Source organism: Coprococcus sp. LG101-27, assembly GCF_027695515.1.
Taxonomy (GTDB): Bacteria; Bacillota; Clostridia; order Lachnospirales; family Lachnospiraceae; genus Allocoprococcus; species Allocoprococcus comes.
In genome coordinates this window covers 293,032-308,792 of sequence record NZ_JAQEUJ010000001.1, presented here as the reverse complement: position 1 = coordinate 308,792, position 15,761 = coordinate 293,032, and the positions used below count along the sequence as shown (strand labels likewise).

General features: G+C 40.9%; 17 protein-coding genes and 2 pseudogenes. 2 read left to right on the top strand and 17 right to left on the bottom strand.

The annotated features are described in order from the left end of the window. Positions 1-299: 299 nt before the first annotated feature. The 15 genes and pseudogenes from PG766_RS01525 to PG766_RS01455 form a co-directional block, all read right to left on the bottom strand. Positions 300-854 carry a VanZ family protein gene (locus tag PG766_RS01525; protein WP_118198357.1) on the bottom strand — a complete coding sequence of 185 codons (555 nt, stop codon included), beginning with the start codon at positions 852-854 and terminating at the stop codon, positions 300-302. A 628-nt stretch (positions 855-1,482) separates the two neighbouring features. Beyond that, positions 1,483-1,914 carry a DUF2752 domain-containing protein gene (locus PG766_RS01520; RefSeq protein WP_242856235.1) on the bottom strand — a complete coding sequence of 144 codons (432 nt, stop codon included), beginning with the start codon at positions 1,912-1,914 and terminating at the stop codon, positions 1,483-1,485. A 49-nt stretch (positions 1,915-1,963) separates the two neighbouring features. After that, on the bottom strand, positions 1,964-2,518 hold the full coding sequence (locus tag PG766_RS01515) for a hypothetical protein (RefSeq protein ID WP_118198358.1): 555 nt from the start codon (positions 2,516-2,518) through the stop codon (positions 1,964-1,966). Between the two features lie 246 nt (positions 2,519-2,764). Continuing rightward, a complete protein-coding gene (locus PG766_RS01510) occupies positions 2,765-3,556 on the bottom strand; it encodes an RnfABCDGE type electron transport complex subunit B (RefSeq protein ID WP_118198359.1) in 792 nt (263 codons plus the stop codon). An 18-nt stretch (positions 3,557-3,574) separates the two neighbouring features. Continuing rightward, positions 3,575-4,150 (bottom strand): electron transport complex protein RnfA, encoded by a 576-nt coding sequence (locus PG766_RS01505; protein WP_008375114.1) that lies wholly within the window; start codon positions 4,148-4,150, stop codon positions 3,575-3,577. Between the two features lie 14 nt (positions 4,151-4,164). Then, a complete protein-coding gene (gene rsxE / locus PG766_RS01500; RefSeq protein WP_118198360.1) occupies positions 4,165-4,866 on the bottom strand; it encodes an electron transport complex subunit RsxE in 702 nt (233 codons plus the stop codon). Continuing rightward, entirely contained in the window at positions 4,859-5,461 is a 603-nt protein-coding gene (locus tag PG766_RS01495; protein ID WP_270590303.1) for an RnfABCDGE type electron transport complex subunit G, read from the bottom strand. Before PG766_RS01495 ends, rsxE begins: the two co-directional genes overlap by 8 nt. Further along, positions 5,461-6,432 (bottom strand): RnfABCDGE type electron transport complex subunit D, encoded by a 972-nt coding sequence (locus PG766_RS01490; protein WP_022220470.1) that lies wholly within the window; start codon positions 6,430-6,432, stop codon positions 5,461-5,463. Before PG766_RS01490 ends, PG766_RS01495 begins: the two co-directional genes overlap by 1 nt. A 25-nt stretch (positions 6,433-6,457) precedes the next feature. Then, positions 6,458-7,777: an electron transport complex subunit RsxC gene (gene rsxC, locus PG766_RS01485; protein ID WP_022220469.1), complete on the bottom strand. Its 1,320-nt coding sequence runs from the start codon at positions 7,775-7,777 to the stop codon at positions 6,458-6,460. 324 nt (positions 7,778-8,101) lie between these two features. Beyond that, on the bottom strand, positions 8,102-9,181 hold the full coding sequence (gene rpsA / locus PG766_RS01480; protein ID WP_008375104.1) for a 30S ribosomal protein S1: 1,080 nt from the start codon (positions 9,179-9,181) through the stop codon (positions 8,102-8,104). Next, positions 9,162-10,016, bottom strand: a complete 855-nt coding sequence (gene ispH / locus PG766_RS01475) for a 4-hydroxy-3-methylbut-2-enyl diphosphate reductase (protein ID WP_118198362.1) — start codon at positions 10,014-10,016, stop codon at positions 9,162-9,164. The genes rpsA and ispH overlap by 20 nt, the downstream gene beginning before the upstream one ends. A gap of 47 nt (positions 10,017-10,063) precedes the next feature. Further along, positions 10,064-10,201, bottom strand: a complete 138-nt coding sequence (locus PG766_RS01470; RefSeq protein WP_156337624.1) for a hypothetical protein — start codon at positions 10,199-10,201, stop codon at positions 10,064-10,066. A gap of 41 nt (positions 10,202-10,242) precedes the next feature. Beyond that, the gene (locus tag PG766_RS01465) at positions 10,243-10,998 is read right to left on the bottom strand and encodes a metallophosphoesterase (protein WP_118198363.1); all 756 of its coding nucleotides are present in this window, start codon (positions 10,996-10,998) and stop codon (positions 10,243-10,245) included. A gap of 85 nt (positions 10,999-11,083) precedes the next feature. Next, positions 11,084-11,245: pseudogene (locus tag PG766_RS01460) on the bottom strand (RNA 2'-phosphotransferase); the annotation flags it as partial. Between the two features lie 155 nt (positions 11,246-11,400). Further along, positions 11,401-11,796 (bottom strand): annotated as a pseudogene (locus PG766_RS01455) (site-specific integrase); the annotation flags it as partial. On the opposite strand from PG766_RS01455, the gene PG766_RS17210 reads away from it, so the two are divergent. Further along, positions 11,781-12,137: a zinc-ribbon domain-containing protein gene (locus PG766_RS17210; protein ID WP_118198365.1), complete on the top strand. Its 357-nt coding sequence runs from the start codon at positions 11,781-11,783 to the stop codon at positions 12,135-12,137. The pseudogene PG766_RS01455 and the gene PG766_RS17210 sit on opposite strands and share 16 nt — an antisense overlap. A 227-nt stretch (positions 12,138-12,364) precedes the next feature. Here the strand turns inward: PG766_RS17210 and PG766_RS01450 are convergent, their stop codons facing one another. Next, positions 12,365-13,543: a C40 family peptidase gene (locus tag PG766_RS01450; RefSeq protein ID WP_118198366.1), complete on the bottom strand. Its 1,179-nt coding sequence runs from the start codon at positions 13,541-13,543 to the stop codon at positions 12,365-12,367. Between the two features lie 242 nt (positions 13,544-13,785). On the opposite strand from PG766_RS01450, the gene PG766_RS01445 reads away from it, so the two are divergent. Further along, entirely contained in the window at positions 13,786-14,154 is a 369-nt protein-coding gene (locus PG766_RS01445; protein ID WP_117556070.1) for a VOC family protein, read from the top strand. A 104-nt stretch (positions 14,155-14,258) separates the two neighbouring features. Here the strand turns inward: PG766_RS01445 and PG766_RS01440 are convergent, their stop codons facing one another. Then, positions 14,259-15,758: a glutamate synthase subunit beta gene (locus PG766_RS01440; RefSeq protein WP_118198367.1), complete on the bottom strand. Its 1,500-nt coding sequence runs from the start codon at positions 15,756-15,758 to the stop codon at positions 14,259-14,261. Positions 15,759-15,761: the final 3 nt, after the last annotated feature.

Genomic DNA, 15,761 nt, shown 5'->3' with positions numbered 1-15,761 from the left:
TTAAACTCTTCGATTAAATTGCACGGAAAGCATTCTGCACATCCTTCATCTTCCAACAAAAAATCTACTATTTTCTTTGCAAGCCTTCTTCCTCGCTCACTATGAAATACTCTGAATAGCATGTCCAGAGTCTCTTGCAACCCGCACTCAGATATCTGACTAGAAGTGCACTTGAATTTGTTATAAAAACCAGTTCATCAGCATTTTTATATTCGATATATCTGCCGCAATTATCCAGGATGCTCTGTACTCCCCGCAAATCGAATATTGAAATTCCAGGAAATTATTTCTGGATAATATCAGCACTTTTCACTCAGAGATGTTCTGAGGCACTTGCATACGATCTTCCATATCGCCCATCCGATAAACATCCCAACTGTATTTGTTACCACATCATCCAATTGTAAATATCCTCTCTGCGTAATATGCTGTGTGATCTCTATACCACAGGAACATAAAAAACCAATCAGCACACATTTCCAACCGCTTCTGACTTGTTTAAAAACTATTGGTAACAATACACCAAAAGGAATAAACATAATAATATTCTCAATAAACATAGCATGCATATGGAAAGAATGTCCCCATGTTTCAAATAACACTAAACTAATTTCTTTCCTGCTCCCCGCTTCTCTTGAAAAAAAGACAGTCTGAAAGGTAACAATAATATAGGCAATAAATAATATCCAAGCAATTCTATATTTTTTATTAATTCCATTATCCTTTTCCTGCTTTTGAGAACCTTTCTTATACACCCAACTAATAAAAAGTACAAGACAAGCACTAAAAATGATTGCCGGAATCAGCCACATTACTGGTTGATTAAAATCTTGAATTATTATTTTTTTGTACAACTTGATTTTTAATCACCTTCCTTTTTAGTATCATATCAAATCAATTATTTCAGATATTTTTATTCTTTCTTCCTTCAACAGGCTCACTTCAATTACAACAATGGTATCGCATACTTTTTCATTTTGTGCCTCCAAACGATTTTACCACTTATCCAAGATTGTTTTCAATATTATCTTTTAGTAATAATTATATCCTAAAATAAATTTCTAAATTCCACCTCTTCGTCTCGGAATGAATGCCTCATCCTTGTCCACAGCTTTGTTCTTATATTTTCTGATGCTTCTTCTGTTTTTTATTGCTTCGATCATTTTTCCTCATATTCTCCTTAACCTCGTCCGGTACATCGATCAGACCGAACCGGTAGAACATTCCGTATATGATTAGGGTGTCAAAATAGTAAAAAAAGTTGCGATATTTTGATAAAGTTTTACAGTTAAAGCACCTAAATCCGTTATGCCTAACTTGACGAAATATGTTAAAAATGATAACATTATTTATGTTGTAGAAAAATACTGGGTAAAAAAGATGTCGCTTAAGTGGAAGATAAGCGACATTTGTTTTTATGATTAATCTAAAAAAGTGCCGCTCCATCGTTTTGATGCCTTCGCGGCACTTTTATATACTCTACTATAAATAATTTCTTCCACTTCTAATTATCTCCCACACCCGGTATCCCACGCTTCCATAGTAATAACTCATCGGAGCATCTCCCGGAAAATACCTTACCATTCGGTACACATAATATAGAATCAGTCCTACGCACAGAAGAATCACCCATTTCCCAAGACTCTTCGTTTCTTTTCTCTGTATGTATCTCCGCACGCCAAACCATCCCACCAGAATAATCACACCATAAATAAACGGATGCATTTTCCATGCCCCGGCAAAGTCCCCTCGCAGCACCATAAACATCGCTCTTGTAAGCCCGCATCCCGGACAAGGAAATCCCGTCATGATCACCATTGGACACAGACTGTATAAAAACTTTCTTCCTATAACAAAATAAATTGCAAATACAAGAATCGCAATGCGGATATTCCATAAGTCCTGTAAAAGCATCTTTATTCCTGCTATTAATCTATTTTTCACAAAAGTGTTCCCAACTTTCTTATTGAGGTGCATCTTTTTTCAAAATATCCTGCACATAATCAATCGGTCTTTTTACTGCTTCCGAAATCATTTCATCTGTGCATTTCATTTCATGTAAACTCCAGATAAATTTAACAGTTGTCTCCTCTCGCCCTTCTTCTCTCCCTTCTTCTCTCCCTCTTCTAACTAATATATCACTAAATCCCGTCATCATCATAGCCACATCCTCCTTAAATTCCTCTTCCCATTCAATATGTGAATATGTCTCTATTTCTTCTATATTTCCCACAAATATCTGATTAAGATAATCAAATATCCCTGCATCTTCGCCCCGTATCCGATATTCATCCGTCTCCGAAACCGGTGCGTCACTGACAACCTCATCCGATGTAATCGATGCAAGGTCCAGACAATTCAGGATCTCTTCCTGCGAACACCCTTCAAATTCCGGAATCACCATCTCCATAATCGGCACAATGATCTCGTTGCTCTTAAAGAGTTTCTTCACGCCCTTGTCATACTCTGCGCCAATATTTACAGATGATGCAATGTCGTATTTTGTCTCTATTTTCATTTCTATTTTGGATGATTTTCCACCTAACCGTCAACCAATAAATTTTTTTCTTCTCCATTTTTTCTATTATAACATACCCCACGATATTCTAAAAATTAAATTTTCCTAACTTTCTCTTTCCATCCTTTCATCCTTCCGCAGTCGAATGAACTCAATAAAAAAGGATCCGGATGCATTTGCAGAAGCCTAAGAAAAACTTGTTCTTAGCCTCCGAAACAGCATCCGGATCCTTTTTTCATTATTTATTTACTTAATGATTTTCTTCGGACATTTCTCCGCACATTTTCCACAGTTTGTACATTTTTCCGGATCAATGTGTGCGATGTTATCTACCACATGTACTGCATCAGATTCACATACTTTTTCACACATCTTACATCCGATACATCCTACGGAACATACGCTCATAACGTCTTTTCCTTTATCTTTTGAGCTGCACTGTACAAGATGCTTCTGTTCATAAGGTGCAAGCTCGATCAGATGTTTTGGACAGGTGGCGATACATTTACCACAGGCTTTACATGCTTCTTTGTCAACTACTGCAATTCCGTCTACAATATGGATCGCATCGAACGGACATGCCTTTACGCAGCTTCCGAAACCAAGACATCCGAAAGAACATCCTTTTGGTCCTCCATTCTGCATCATGGCTGCCATCTGGCAGTCTGTAATTCCTGTATAATCATATGCCTGTTTTGCTTTTTCGCAGGTTCCTGCACATTTTACAAATGCAACTTCGTGTACGCTTTCACCGGCTTCTTCGCCCATGATCGCTGCGATCTTTGCTGCTACCGGAGCACCGCCGACCGGGCACTGTCCTACCGGAGCTTCTCCTTTTGCGATAGCTGCTGCAAGACCGGAACATCCGGCATATCCACATCCACCACAGTTGTTACCCGGAAGTTCTGCGAGAATCGCTTCTTCTTTTTCATCTACTTCAACTGCAAATTTCTTGCCTGCAATTCCAAGGAAGACACCGATGAATACGCCGGTACCGCCTACGATAAGTGCAGCAATCAATACTCCTGTTATACTCATAACACGGTCCTCCTTCTGTTAAATGATTCCTGAGAATCCAAAGAACGCGATGGACATCAGTGCTGCTGTAAGCAGTACGATCGGAGTTCCCTGGAAAGACTCACTGATATCGTTGTATTCGATCTTCTCACGGATACCAGCCATGATCACGATCGCGATCGTGAATCCGACTGCTGTGGAGAATCCGTATACAACACCTTCAAGAATGTTATATCCTTTTGTCACACAGTTCAGTGATACACCAAGTACTGCACAGTTTGTTGTGATCAACGGGAGATATACACCAAGTGCATTATAAAGCGGAGGCATAACCTTCTTGAGGAACATTTCTACAAACTGAACGAGTGCTGCGATAACCAGGATAAATACGATGGTCTGCAGATACTCAAATCCTGTCGGATGTAAGATGAACTGGTAGATCGCACCGGTAATGAAAGATGCGATTGTAATAACGAAAACAACTGCGCCGCCCATGCCGGCTGCTGTCTCAATTTTCTTAGAAACACCAAGGAAAGGACAGATACCGAGGAACTGGCTGAGTACGACGTTGTTAACAAGCGCCGAACCAACTGCTATAATAAGTAATTCTTTCATCTCTTATCTCCCTCCTATTCCTTTTCCTGACCTGTCGGGAACACGTGTCCGTCGCATCCGCCGCATGAAGCACATCCGCCTTCACAGCATCCCTGCGCTTTGACAACTTTCTTTCCTTTTGCTTCCAGTTTCTTCATGATCTTGTTACGTGCCGCAACAAGGAATGCAAGAACAAGGAATGCACCAGGAGCAAGGATGAAAATAGTAACAGGTTCGTAGATATCAGGCATAACCTGAAATCCGAATAATTTTCCGGAACCAATCAGCTCTCTGACGATACCGATGCAGGTAAGACCAAGTGTGAATCCAAGTCCCATACCAATACCATCAAATACAGATGGAAGGACCGGGTTCTTTGATGCATATGCTTCTGCACGTCCAAGGATGATACAGTTAACTACGATCAGAGGAATATATACACCAAGTGATGCATAAAGACTAGGTACAAAACCTTCCAGAAGGAACTGTACCACAGTAACAAGTGTTGCTACGACTACGATGAATGCCGGCATACGAACGGAATCCGGAATGATCTTACGCAACAGGGAAATCAAAAGGTTGGAGAAGATCAGTACCACTGTGGTAGAAAGTCCCATACCAATACCGTTGATTGCGGATGTTGTAACCGCCAGTGTCGGACACATACCAAGCATCATAACAAAGGTTGGGTTTTCTTTTACAAGACCGTTATACAATCTTTCTGTACATTTATTCATTTCCACTACCTCCTAACGCTGTCTGGTAATATCCAAGTGCTGTGTTGACAGCTCCTGTGACTGCACGGGAAGTGATGGTTGCACCACTTAAAGCATCGATCGGCTGTCCGTCTCCGCCATCTTTGGATACATAGAATTTTTCAGCTTGCTGTCCGGCAAACTGATTGTAAAAGCTCGGTTCTTTTGCACGCATACCGAGACCTGCTGTTTCGCTGATGGAAAGAAATGAAATACCATTAACCGTACCGTCAGCCATAATACCAACCGTGATCTGGATATCTCCGCCGTAACCGTCTTTGTCTGTTACAGTGATCACATATCCTGCTTCACTGCCATCCATAGTTGCAGAATAAACTTCATCAACTGTTGCATTGGTTCCCATCATTTTGATTGCTTCTTTTGCAGCTTTCTGATCTACGTCCATTGCCTCAAAGGAATCTGCTTCCGGATAAACGGCCTGACAGGCTTCCTGTTTCTGCTTTGCCTGTGTCTGTGCGATTGGACCTTTTGTCACTTCGTAAGCAGCTCCAAGTACCAGACCGGATACAACGGTGATTGCTGCAAGGATCAGTGTATTTTTGATAATCTTATTCATTATTTTTCTCCTCCTTTACCGAAAGGCTTTGGAAGAGTAACTCTCTCGATCAGCGGTACAAGAAGGTTACTGAAGATGATTGCATAAGATACACCTTCTGCTGAACCACCGAACAGACGGAACAGACCAGTCAGACATCCAAGAAGGATACCATATACGATCTGCCCTTTTTTAGTGATCGGGGAAGTTACATAATCGGTTGCCATAAACCATGCTCCAAGCATCAGACCACCACCGCAGAGTTCTGCTGTCATGTACTGAACGTTGAAGAATCCAATTCCATCTACAAATCCACCGAAGATTCCGATGAAAAGTGCAAATGTCACAATATATGTACCCGGGATACGAAGATCAATAATTCCTTTGAGGATCAGGATGATCGCTCCGATCACGATTGCGATAACGGATGTCTCACCGATGGTTCCGGCAATATTTCCGATCAGCATATCCATGCTGTTCACACCGTCAAGTGCTGCATTTCCTGCTTCGATATTAGCACGGATCGTTGCCAGTGGTGTTGCACCAGATACGCCGTCATATACGAAGCTTGTCATTCTTCCTGTGAAGGAAATAAGAAGGAAACATCTTGCTCCAAGTGCAGGGTTCATGAAGTTCTGTCCCAATCCGCCAAAGAGCTGCTTTACAACCAGGATCGCGAATACACTTCCGATGATTCCCATCCAGATTGGGGCTGTCGGCGGAAGGTTGAGTGCAAGCAGAAGTCCTGTAACTGCGGCACTGAAATCCTTGATCGTAATCTTTTTATGCATCAGTTTTTCGTAAATGTACTCCGTAAGAACTGCTGCTGCTGTTGTCACAATAACAAGCAGCCATGCATGTGTGTCACGGAAGTTGTAAATTCCAAAGAAAGTTGCCGGTAACAGAGCGATGATAACCCACAGCATGATATTGCCGGTTGTCTCTTTAGAACGGATATGTGGTGAAGATGATACTTTTAACTGTTCACTCACTTTTGTTCACCTCTTCCTCTCTATTCTATTTTTTCTTTTTGTTGGCAAGTGCGGTTTTTCTCATCGATCCGATTGCCTGCTTCAGTTGTCTCTTAGCCGGACATACATAACTGCAGGATCCACATTCTACACATTCAAGACCATTGAATTTGAGGAACGCTTCTTCGTCATGGCGTTCTGCAAAATCAGCCAGTCTTGACGGAATAATGCGGCTTGGACAGGCGTCAACGCACCGTCCGCAGTTGATACATGCTGTCGGTTCACAGGCTGATACTTCATCTTTTGACATGCAAAGAATAGATGAAGATGTCTTGGTGATCGGTGTATCTGTCGTATACATCGCAAATCCCATCATCGGTCCACCTGAAATAACTTTTTCACAGCCTTCTTTGAGTCCGCCGGCGGCTTCGATCAGTTCGTTCTGGTTGGTTCCGAAAAGTACTTTGTAGTTACCAGGATTTACAACTCCATCCCCTGTTACAGTAACGACACGTTCCATAGAAGGAATGCCTTTTACTACTGCATTGTAAATGCTGATGATGGTCTCCACGTTGTCTACTACACATCCAGCATCTGCCGGAAGCATGGTAGAATTGATCGCACGTCCTGTATTTGCAAAAATCAGCTGACGTTCTGCGCCCTGTGGGTACTTGGTCATCATCTCTCTGACTTCCATACGAGGCTCGTCCTTGGTCAGCTCTTTTAATTTTGCGATACAGTCCGGTTTGTTATCTTCGATTGCAAATAAACCTTTCGCATTGTCAAAAAGCTTCAGGATCACACGCATACCTTCTACCAGAAGTTCCGGATTCTCCAGCATTCTTCTGTAATCGGCAGTAATATACGGCTCACATTCCGCACAGTTTGCAATGATATAATCAATCTTGTCTGGCTCTTTTGGTGAAAGCTTCACTCTGGTAGGGAAACCTGCTCCACCCATACCTACTACGCCAGCCTCTCCAATGATATTCAGAATCTCTTCTTTTGTCAGTTCAGAAAGAGGTTTTGGCTGTGGATATTCTACTTCTTCATACTGACCGTCATTTGCAATGATAATACTGTTCACTTTAGAGCCTGTCGGATTCACACGTGGTTCAATCGCTTTTACAGTACCTGATACGGATGCATAGATCGGTGCAGACACGAAGCCCCCTGCTTCGGCAATTTTCTGCCCTTTAAGCACATGGTCACCTTTTGCCACTACTGGCTTAGCCGGTGCTCCGATATGCTGGGATAACGGGTATACAAGATCACCCTGTGGCAGAAGCTCTACGATTGCCTTGTCTTTTGCAAGACTTTTTCCGTCATTTGGATGAACTCCGCCTTTAAATGTCAAAAGTCCCATTTTCATATCCTTCCTTCCTGTTTTCTCTCTTATAAATATACTAAAATAAATCCTACAGTTCCAGTAACTTTCGTCATTTTATTGTATATTTTCCAGTACATCTCGTTGTTTTTTTAACAAAATAGTTTTCTTGCACAAAAAAGAGAGGCCACTGCAACCTCTCTTTGTTAATTTTCTGACTATTCGATGAAATATTTTATCTTTTTATCGAAATCACTTATGGATCCGAAAACTTTTTTCAGCTGTAGTTAGTTATGTCTACCAGTTTTTTCAAACAAAAGATAGAGACTTCAATCAGTCTCTATCCTTGTATATCTTATTTAATTATTCTTCAGTTTCTTCCTGAGCTTCTGCATTTTCAAGTGCTTTCATGCTAAGGCTGATCTTCTTGTCAGCTTCGTTAAGATCTACGATCTTAGCTGTAATCTCCTGACCTACAGAAAGTACGTCTGAAGGTTTCTCAACATGTGCTCTTGAGATCTGTGATACATGAAGGAGTGCATCTACTCCAGGAGCAAGTTCTACGAATGCACCAAAGTCTGTCATTCTTGCAACTTTTCCTGTTACAACTGTACCTACAGCGTACTTCTCAGCTGCGTTAGCCCATGGATTTGTCTCCGGGAATTTTAAGCTGAGTGCAACTTTTGTATCATGGATATCTTTAACAAGAACTTTAAGAGTTTCACCAACTGTGAATACTTTCTTCGGATTGTCAACTCTTCCCCATGACATCTCAGAGATATGAAGAAGTCCGTCTACTCCGCCGAGATCGATAAATGCACCGAAATCTGTTACGTTCTTAACTGTTCCTTCGATCACATCACCGACTTTAAGTTTAGCGAAGAGTTCTTTCTGCTTTTCTGCTCTTTCAGCAACAAGAAGCTGTCTTCTGTCACCGATGATACGGTTTCTTCTTGGATTGAATTCGCTGATAACAAATTCGATTTCCTGATCTTTGTACTTAGAAAGGTCTTTTTCGTAAGTATCTGATACAAGACTTGCCGGGATGAATACTCTTGCTTCATCTACAACAACACTTAATCCACCGCCAAGAATCTGAGTAACCGGTGCTTTCAGGACTTCTTTGTTCTCGAATGCTTCTTTTAATCTTTCGTTACCTTTTTCTGCAACAAGTCTCTTGTATGTAAGAAGAACCTGTCCTTCTCCATCATTGACTTTCAGTACTTTAACAGTCATCGGATCACCAACAGAAACAACAGTTGTAAGATCTACACTGTTATCATTGGTATATTCACTTCTGGTGATGATACCGTCTGCTTTGTATCCTATATTTAAGATGATTTCATCTGGCTTAACATCAATTACAGTACCATCTACGACCTCTCCATTATGAATTGTTTTAAATGACTCGTCTAACATTTGTTCAAAAGTTAATTCTGACATTATTTTGAACCTCCTCAATTATATTGTTGGGCGTGGATGCCCCTGCTGTAATACCTACTGTTTCCACGGACCTTAATTGATTCATATCAAAATCGTCAAGTGTCTGTATATAGTACGTATTGTGACATTCCCTGCTGCATATTTCATACAGTTTCTGGGTATTGGAACTATGTTTGTCTCCGATTACAATCATAGCATCCACCTCTTTTGCAATGCTCCTTGCTTCTGTCTGACGCTCTCTGGTTGCATTACAAATCGTATTTAAAACACTTATATCATAACCCTTTTCTGAAATAATTTCAACTAAATCTTTGAATTTATTGTAATTAAATGTCGTCTGCGACACAATACAAATTCTTCCGGATGTAGTATTTTCAAATTTTTCTGCTTCTTCTGCATTTTTTATAACGGTTACATTTTCTCCTGCCCAGCCCCGGATTCCTTCAACCTCAGGGTGATCCGGATTACCAATGATAATGATCCGGCTGCCTTTTTTACTTTCTTCGGCAACAATCTTATGGATTCTTTTCACAAACGGACAGGTTGCATCTACATATTCGATGCCTTTTTCATCCATTAGGTCACAGATTCTCTTTGGAACACCATGAGAGCGGATAATCACCAGTCCTTCTTCCAGACCTTTCAGTTCTTCCTCACCGCGCAGGACTTTTACACCATGTGCTTCCATGTCCTTTACAACCTCTTCATTATGGATGATCGGACCATAAGTATAGATCTGTTTTCCCATCTGTTTTTCAACCTGCTCATATACTGTATCGACAGCGCGTTTTACACCAAAGCAGAATCCGGCACTTTTTGCGCGTATTACTTCCATTTTTAGGTTCCTCCTGTTGTTTTTATTTTTCTGATAAGTGATTCTTTTTACATACTTAGAAATTTGAAACATGCATAGCGCAGATTCATCCGCATCTTCAGATTACATTTTTCGCCCGGAACAGTAAGTTTTTTCATGAACCGGTTCAGTGTACGTTTCTCATATTCTTCCATCAATTTACACATAAACCGAAAATCTCCTTTCGTCATACACAAATTATAATTTCTCACAGTATCCGAATAACCTGCTCATATATCAGTATTTCTTTCGGTCCAATATTCTTATTATCATGATAATGACCAAAGAACCACTTCTTAAAATTTACCCGCTGCTTCACTAACTCTAGATAATCCGTCATGGAATCTGCTGAAAAAGTCTTATCTACAAATTGTTTCTGGGTACTTGTAGCACAACAATGACTGATAATAAAATCTACCTCATTGTTATACTGAGATAAATTTCTTAATCCTTCTTCCATTTCCTCTTTTGAAGCCATTTCTTCCTTCCACCACGAAATATGATTCACACGATAAGGCAGCCATTCCTTATCCAGTTCTTTCTTTTTCTTCTTAAAATCCGGGGCTTCTGGATCAAGTATTCCACCTTCTGTATCATGACTTTTTGCTCCGCCAAATACAAAAAATTTCCGATCACAGAGTTGAAAAATTTGTCCACGCATCAGATGTATCACCGAAGGTCTAATTTTGTGTACATTTCCACCATTCCATTTTTCTACAGGATAGCTGTAAAGCCTGTCAAAATTCTCATGGTTCCCCTCACAAAAAAGAGTTGTAAAAGGACGATCTTCCAGCCAGTCCATCCAATGCTTCTCATGTTTATTTTCTTCAAAGCGATTCCATACTCCGCCAAAATCACCGCAGATAATGACATAATCATCTTTTGTCATTTCATATTGTTCCGGGAAAATTTTAGTATTGAACCTGGTAAAATCAGCGTGACAGTCACCGGTTATATAAATCATCCTTACTGCTCCTCTTTGATTAAATATTTTACGGGAACTTCTTTTGTTAACCATACTCCATTTTTTGATAAGAAAAATGAATATCAATTTCTTCCAGCATTTCTCTATTAAATTCACGTGTTTTCGAAATTCCGGCAATCAGCTCGTCTACATTTGCCCAGCCATGTTCATCCAACTGGATTCCGATTGTTTCTGGTTTATGGCGCAGGATTAAACTTACAAATTTACTTGTACTTGTTAAATTCATTTTCATTCTCTTTTCTTTTGGAAAATTCATATCTTTATATTACCATAATCAAATATACTGCACAATAAATGACCCAACTTATTTATACCGATTTTTGTATAAATAAACCAGGTCATTTTCTTATCACTCTTAATCAACGCAAGCCGTGTAATTCGTTAACTTAAACTTGATAATGAACGCATAACTAAATCAATATCTTTATTTTCCAATTCCTGAATAATATGTAAATATGTTTTCTGTGTTGTTGTCATACTCGAATGTCCCAATCTTCTTGCTACACTAGCAATAGATACGCCTGCAAACAGCAGCAAAGACGCATGCGTATGCCGCAATCCATGAATTGATATTACTGGTATATTGCATTCTTTACAGTGTCTTGCAAGTATATTGTTTACTGTTGAATTGTATACTGCCCCATCAACAAAAATTGGCTTATCCTCTGGCAAATGCTTAATTAGTTCAGAAAATCTCATTCCTGTTTTTGCAACCAACAAAATAAAATAGTCCCAATTCACCTTATCTTTCAGCTCTAGTGATGCCAATAAATTGTTGCCCTACTTGTCACGGTAATTATCCTGCTCGAATCATTGATGTTATAAATGGAGTTACCGATTGTCCTTATTGTTCTGGTCGTAAAGCACTTCCTGGAAAAACATCCTTTGCCGCGCTTCATTCTGATTTAATGGAAGATTGGGATTTTATTGCAAACTATTGCCTCGTAAATCCCGATGAAATATTAGATACATATTCACAAAAGGTTTGGTGGAACTGTAAAAGAAGCTCTGAACATAAATATCCATTGAGTCCAGCTGATAAAGTTTTCTATCAGAAGAGACACCGAGAATCCTGCCCTTATTGCAAAGGACGTCGCAGAAAAAAGAAGTTTTTTTAGGTTAATAAAATAGTTTCAAAAAAAGAGATTTTCAAATGGCTTTTGCCAAATGAAAATCTCTTTTTTTTGTACGTTTTTCAAGTTTTTGGTAAAAATCAGTATTTAACTTCTCACGGAATTATGTACGTTTTTGATGATTTCTTAAATTTTCTCAATTTAACTTTTATCGGAATAATGTACGTTTTTGCCGATTTCCGCGAAAAAAATTTTTTTACTTACACGAATTCTTACCAGTATCTTCTATACCAGTGGTATGCATAATTAACACTTGTATAACATACGACCTCACCCGGCTGCGGTGCATGAATCATCTGTCCGCCTCCTGCGTAGATTCCCACATGTCCTCCGTAACATACAACATCACCCGGCTGTGGGTCTGACACTGCCTGTCCGCCACTTCCCTGACTGTATGAGTTACGTGTAATTGGAATACCACATGCTTGATGTGCCAGGTATACAAGACCTGAACAATCAACGCCACTTCCCGAAGTACCGCCCCATACATAAGGAACTCCAAGGTATGCTGCTGCTGCACTTAAAATAGCGCTTCCGTTACCATATGTACTTCCACCGTTATTACTACTGCTGTTATTATTACTTGTATCCGGAGTCACTGTCGGGGTACTTGGTGTACTTGGCGTACTCGGTGCACTCGGTGTAACGGTTGTGTTGTTATTACCATTGTTATTTGTTGTATTACCTACAGTCTGTGAACCACTGTTGCTTGTCGATGCAACGGTCGAATGTGACTTTGTTGACTCAGCTGCTTTTGCTGCCTTTGCAGCTTCTTCTGCCTGCCTCTTTGCTTCAGCTGCTGCTACAGCTGCCTGAAGCTGTTCATCCAGATCTGCGACTTCTTCTTTCTTAGATTCCAGCGTATTACTCAGCGTCGTCTGCTCTGCTTCATAATCAGACTGCATAGACTCCAGATTCGCCTGATCTTCTTCAAGCTGTGCTTTCAGATCTGCAATCTGCTGCTTGGTATCAATATATTCCTGAAGCTGCTTTCTGTCATAACTATGTACGTTCTGAACATACTCTGCTTTGTTAAGCAAGTCTGAGAAATTCTCAGCACTGACCAGAGTCTCAATCGCAGTCGAGTTGCCTTCTTCATACATATACTTGATACGCTTCTTCATATCTTCGTACTGCTGATGTTCTTTTTCTTCAGCAACAGTAAGATCATCCTGTGCCTGTGTGATCTGCTGACCTGTTGACACCAGATCATCTTCCAGCTTACTCATTTTTTCAATTAGTGTCTGCAATTCTGACTGAAGAGAATTCACTTCGCTCTGTGCTGCATTTTTACTATTCTGCAGATTGCTGACATCATCTGCAAATACTGGCGTAACTACCATTGAACTTGCAAGAACAGATGCCAAAAATACTTGTTTAAATTTTCTCATAATCACCCATCCTATATTTTTTACTAATTATTTTCCTAACCCTGTGGTCGATTATATACCATTTTTCTATTTTTTGCAATACAATTTAACATTTTTGTAATATTCTACTAGGGTATCATAATATACTGATATTTTCGTTATCACTCCTAATAACCATTCCTTGCGTAATCCTTATTATTTATGCTAAACTGACTTCATAATCAATAAATCTAGAATACTAAATAAGAAAGAAGGATTCCACTATGAATTTCAAATTCAACCATAACAACTTAAATGTACGTGACCTTGAAAAATCAATTCAATTCTACAAAGATGCACTCGGACTCACCGTAGTCCGCGAAAAAGATGCTGCTGACGGAAGTTTTAAGCTCGTCTATCTCGGTGATGGAAGCTCCGTTCATCAGCTCGAGCTCACCTGGCTTCGCGACATGGACCGCCCATACGACCTCGGCGACAACGAAATCCACCTCGCCTTCACCGTAGACGACATGGATGCCGCCCTCGCACACCATAAAGAAATGAACTGCGTCTGTTTCGAAAATGAGTCCATGGGCATCTACTTCATCGAAGACCCAGACGGCTACTGGTTAGAAATCGTACCTGAAAAATAAATCTATTGCACATTTTCATTAAAGGCGTAGCCCGCCGCAAGGTGCAGGAACCACTTCCTACACCTTGCGGCGGGCTACGCCTTCATAAAATCAAACGCCACTAATTACTGTACTGACAGATTCGTATACCCCATCAGATCCAGATCTATCTGCTGTGCCGCTTCTCTTCCTTCCCGGATTGCCCACACAACCAGCGACTGTCCTCTGTGCATATCTCCTGCTGTAAATATATTCGGCACATTCGTTTTATACTCACCCGGAGCTGTTTTAACATTCGTGCGCTCATTGACTTCCACACCGAATGCCTTTGTCACATAATCCTCACTTCCGAGGAACCCCGCTGCGATCAGCACCAGTTCTGCATTTACCGTGTACTCACTTCCTGAGACCTCTTCCATCATCATACGTCCGGTCTTTTCATCCTTCTTGCTTTCCAGTTTCACAAGAACCACCTTGCAAAGATTTCCATTCTTATCTTTGACAAATTCCTTTACCGTTGTCTGATAAACCCTCGGATCATGTCCCCAGAGAGCAATTGCTTCCTGCTGACCATAGTCTGTCTTGCAGACTCTCGGCCACTCCGGCCATGGATTCATAGCGCTTCTCTCATCCGGAAGTTTCGGCATCATTTCCAGCTGAAGAACGGATTTTGCACCATGACGGATCGACGTTCCAACACAGTCATTTCCCGTATCGCCACCACCGATGACAATTACATTTTTGCCCTTTGCAGAAATATATTCGCCTTCTTTCAGCTGCATCTCATTTTTCCAGAGACATTTCGTAGTTGATTTCAGAAAATCTACTGCAAAGTAGATTCCTTTTGCATCTCTTCCGGGTACTTTTATATCACGCGGATGGGATGCACCGCAACAAAGCACCACCCGGTCAAACGCTTTCAGAAGTTCTGCAGATTTCTTATCTTTTCCAATATTGCAGCCAGTTTCAAAACGGATGCCTTCTTCTTCCATTACTGCAAGTTTCCGGTCGATGAACTGTTTTTCCAGCTTCATATTCGGGATTCCATAGCGGAGAAGTCCACCCGGCTTATCTTCCCGCTCAAATACTGTTACCAGATGTCCTCGTTTATTTAACTGATCTGCGACTGCGAGACCGGAAGGTCCGGAACCGATTATCGCTATCTTTTTGCCGGTACGCGCTTTCGGCGGACATGCTTTTGCATATCCCTTTTCGTAAGCATTTTCAATAATCCCATATTCATTTGCTTTAGTCGTCACAGGGCTTCCGTGCAGGTTGCAGGTACATGCCGCCTCACAAAGTCCCGGGCATACCCTGGAAGTAAATTCCGGAAAATTGTTTGTCTTTTTCAGCCGGTAATATGCCTCTTCCCAGTTGCCGTGATAAATCAGGTCATTCCACTCCGGCACCAGATTATGCAGAGGACAGCCGCTTGCCATCCCTGCGATCATCTGTCCCGCCTGGCAGAACGGGACGCCGCATGCCATACATCTGGCGCCCTGTATTTCCTGCTCTTCTTTTGACAGAGGCGTGTGGAATTCCCGGAAATGCTTAATTCTCTCTTTTGGAGATTCGCATTCTGCATCGCGTCTGTCATAATCCATAAATCCTGTTGCTTTTCCCACGTT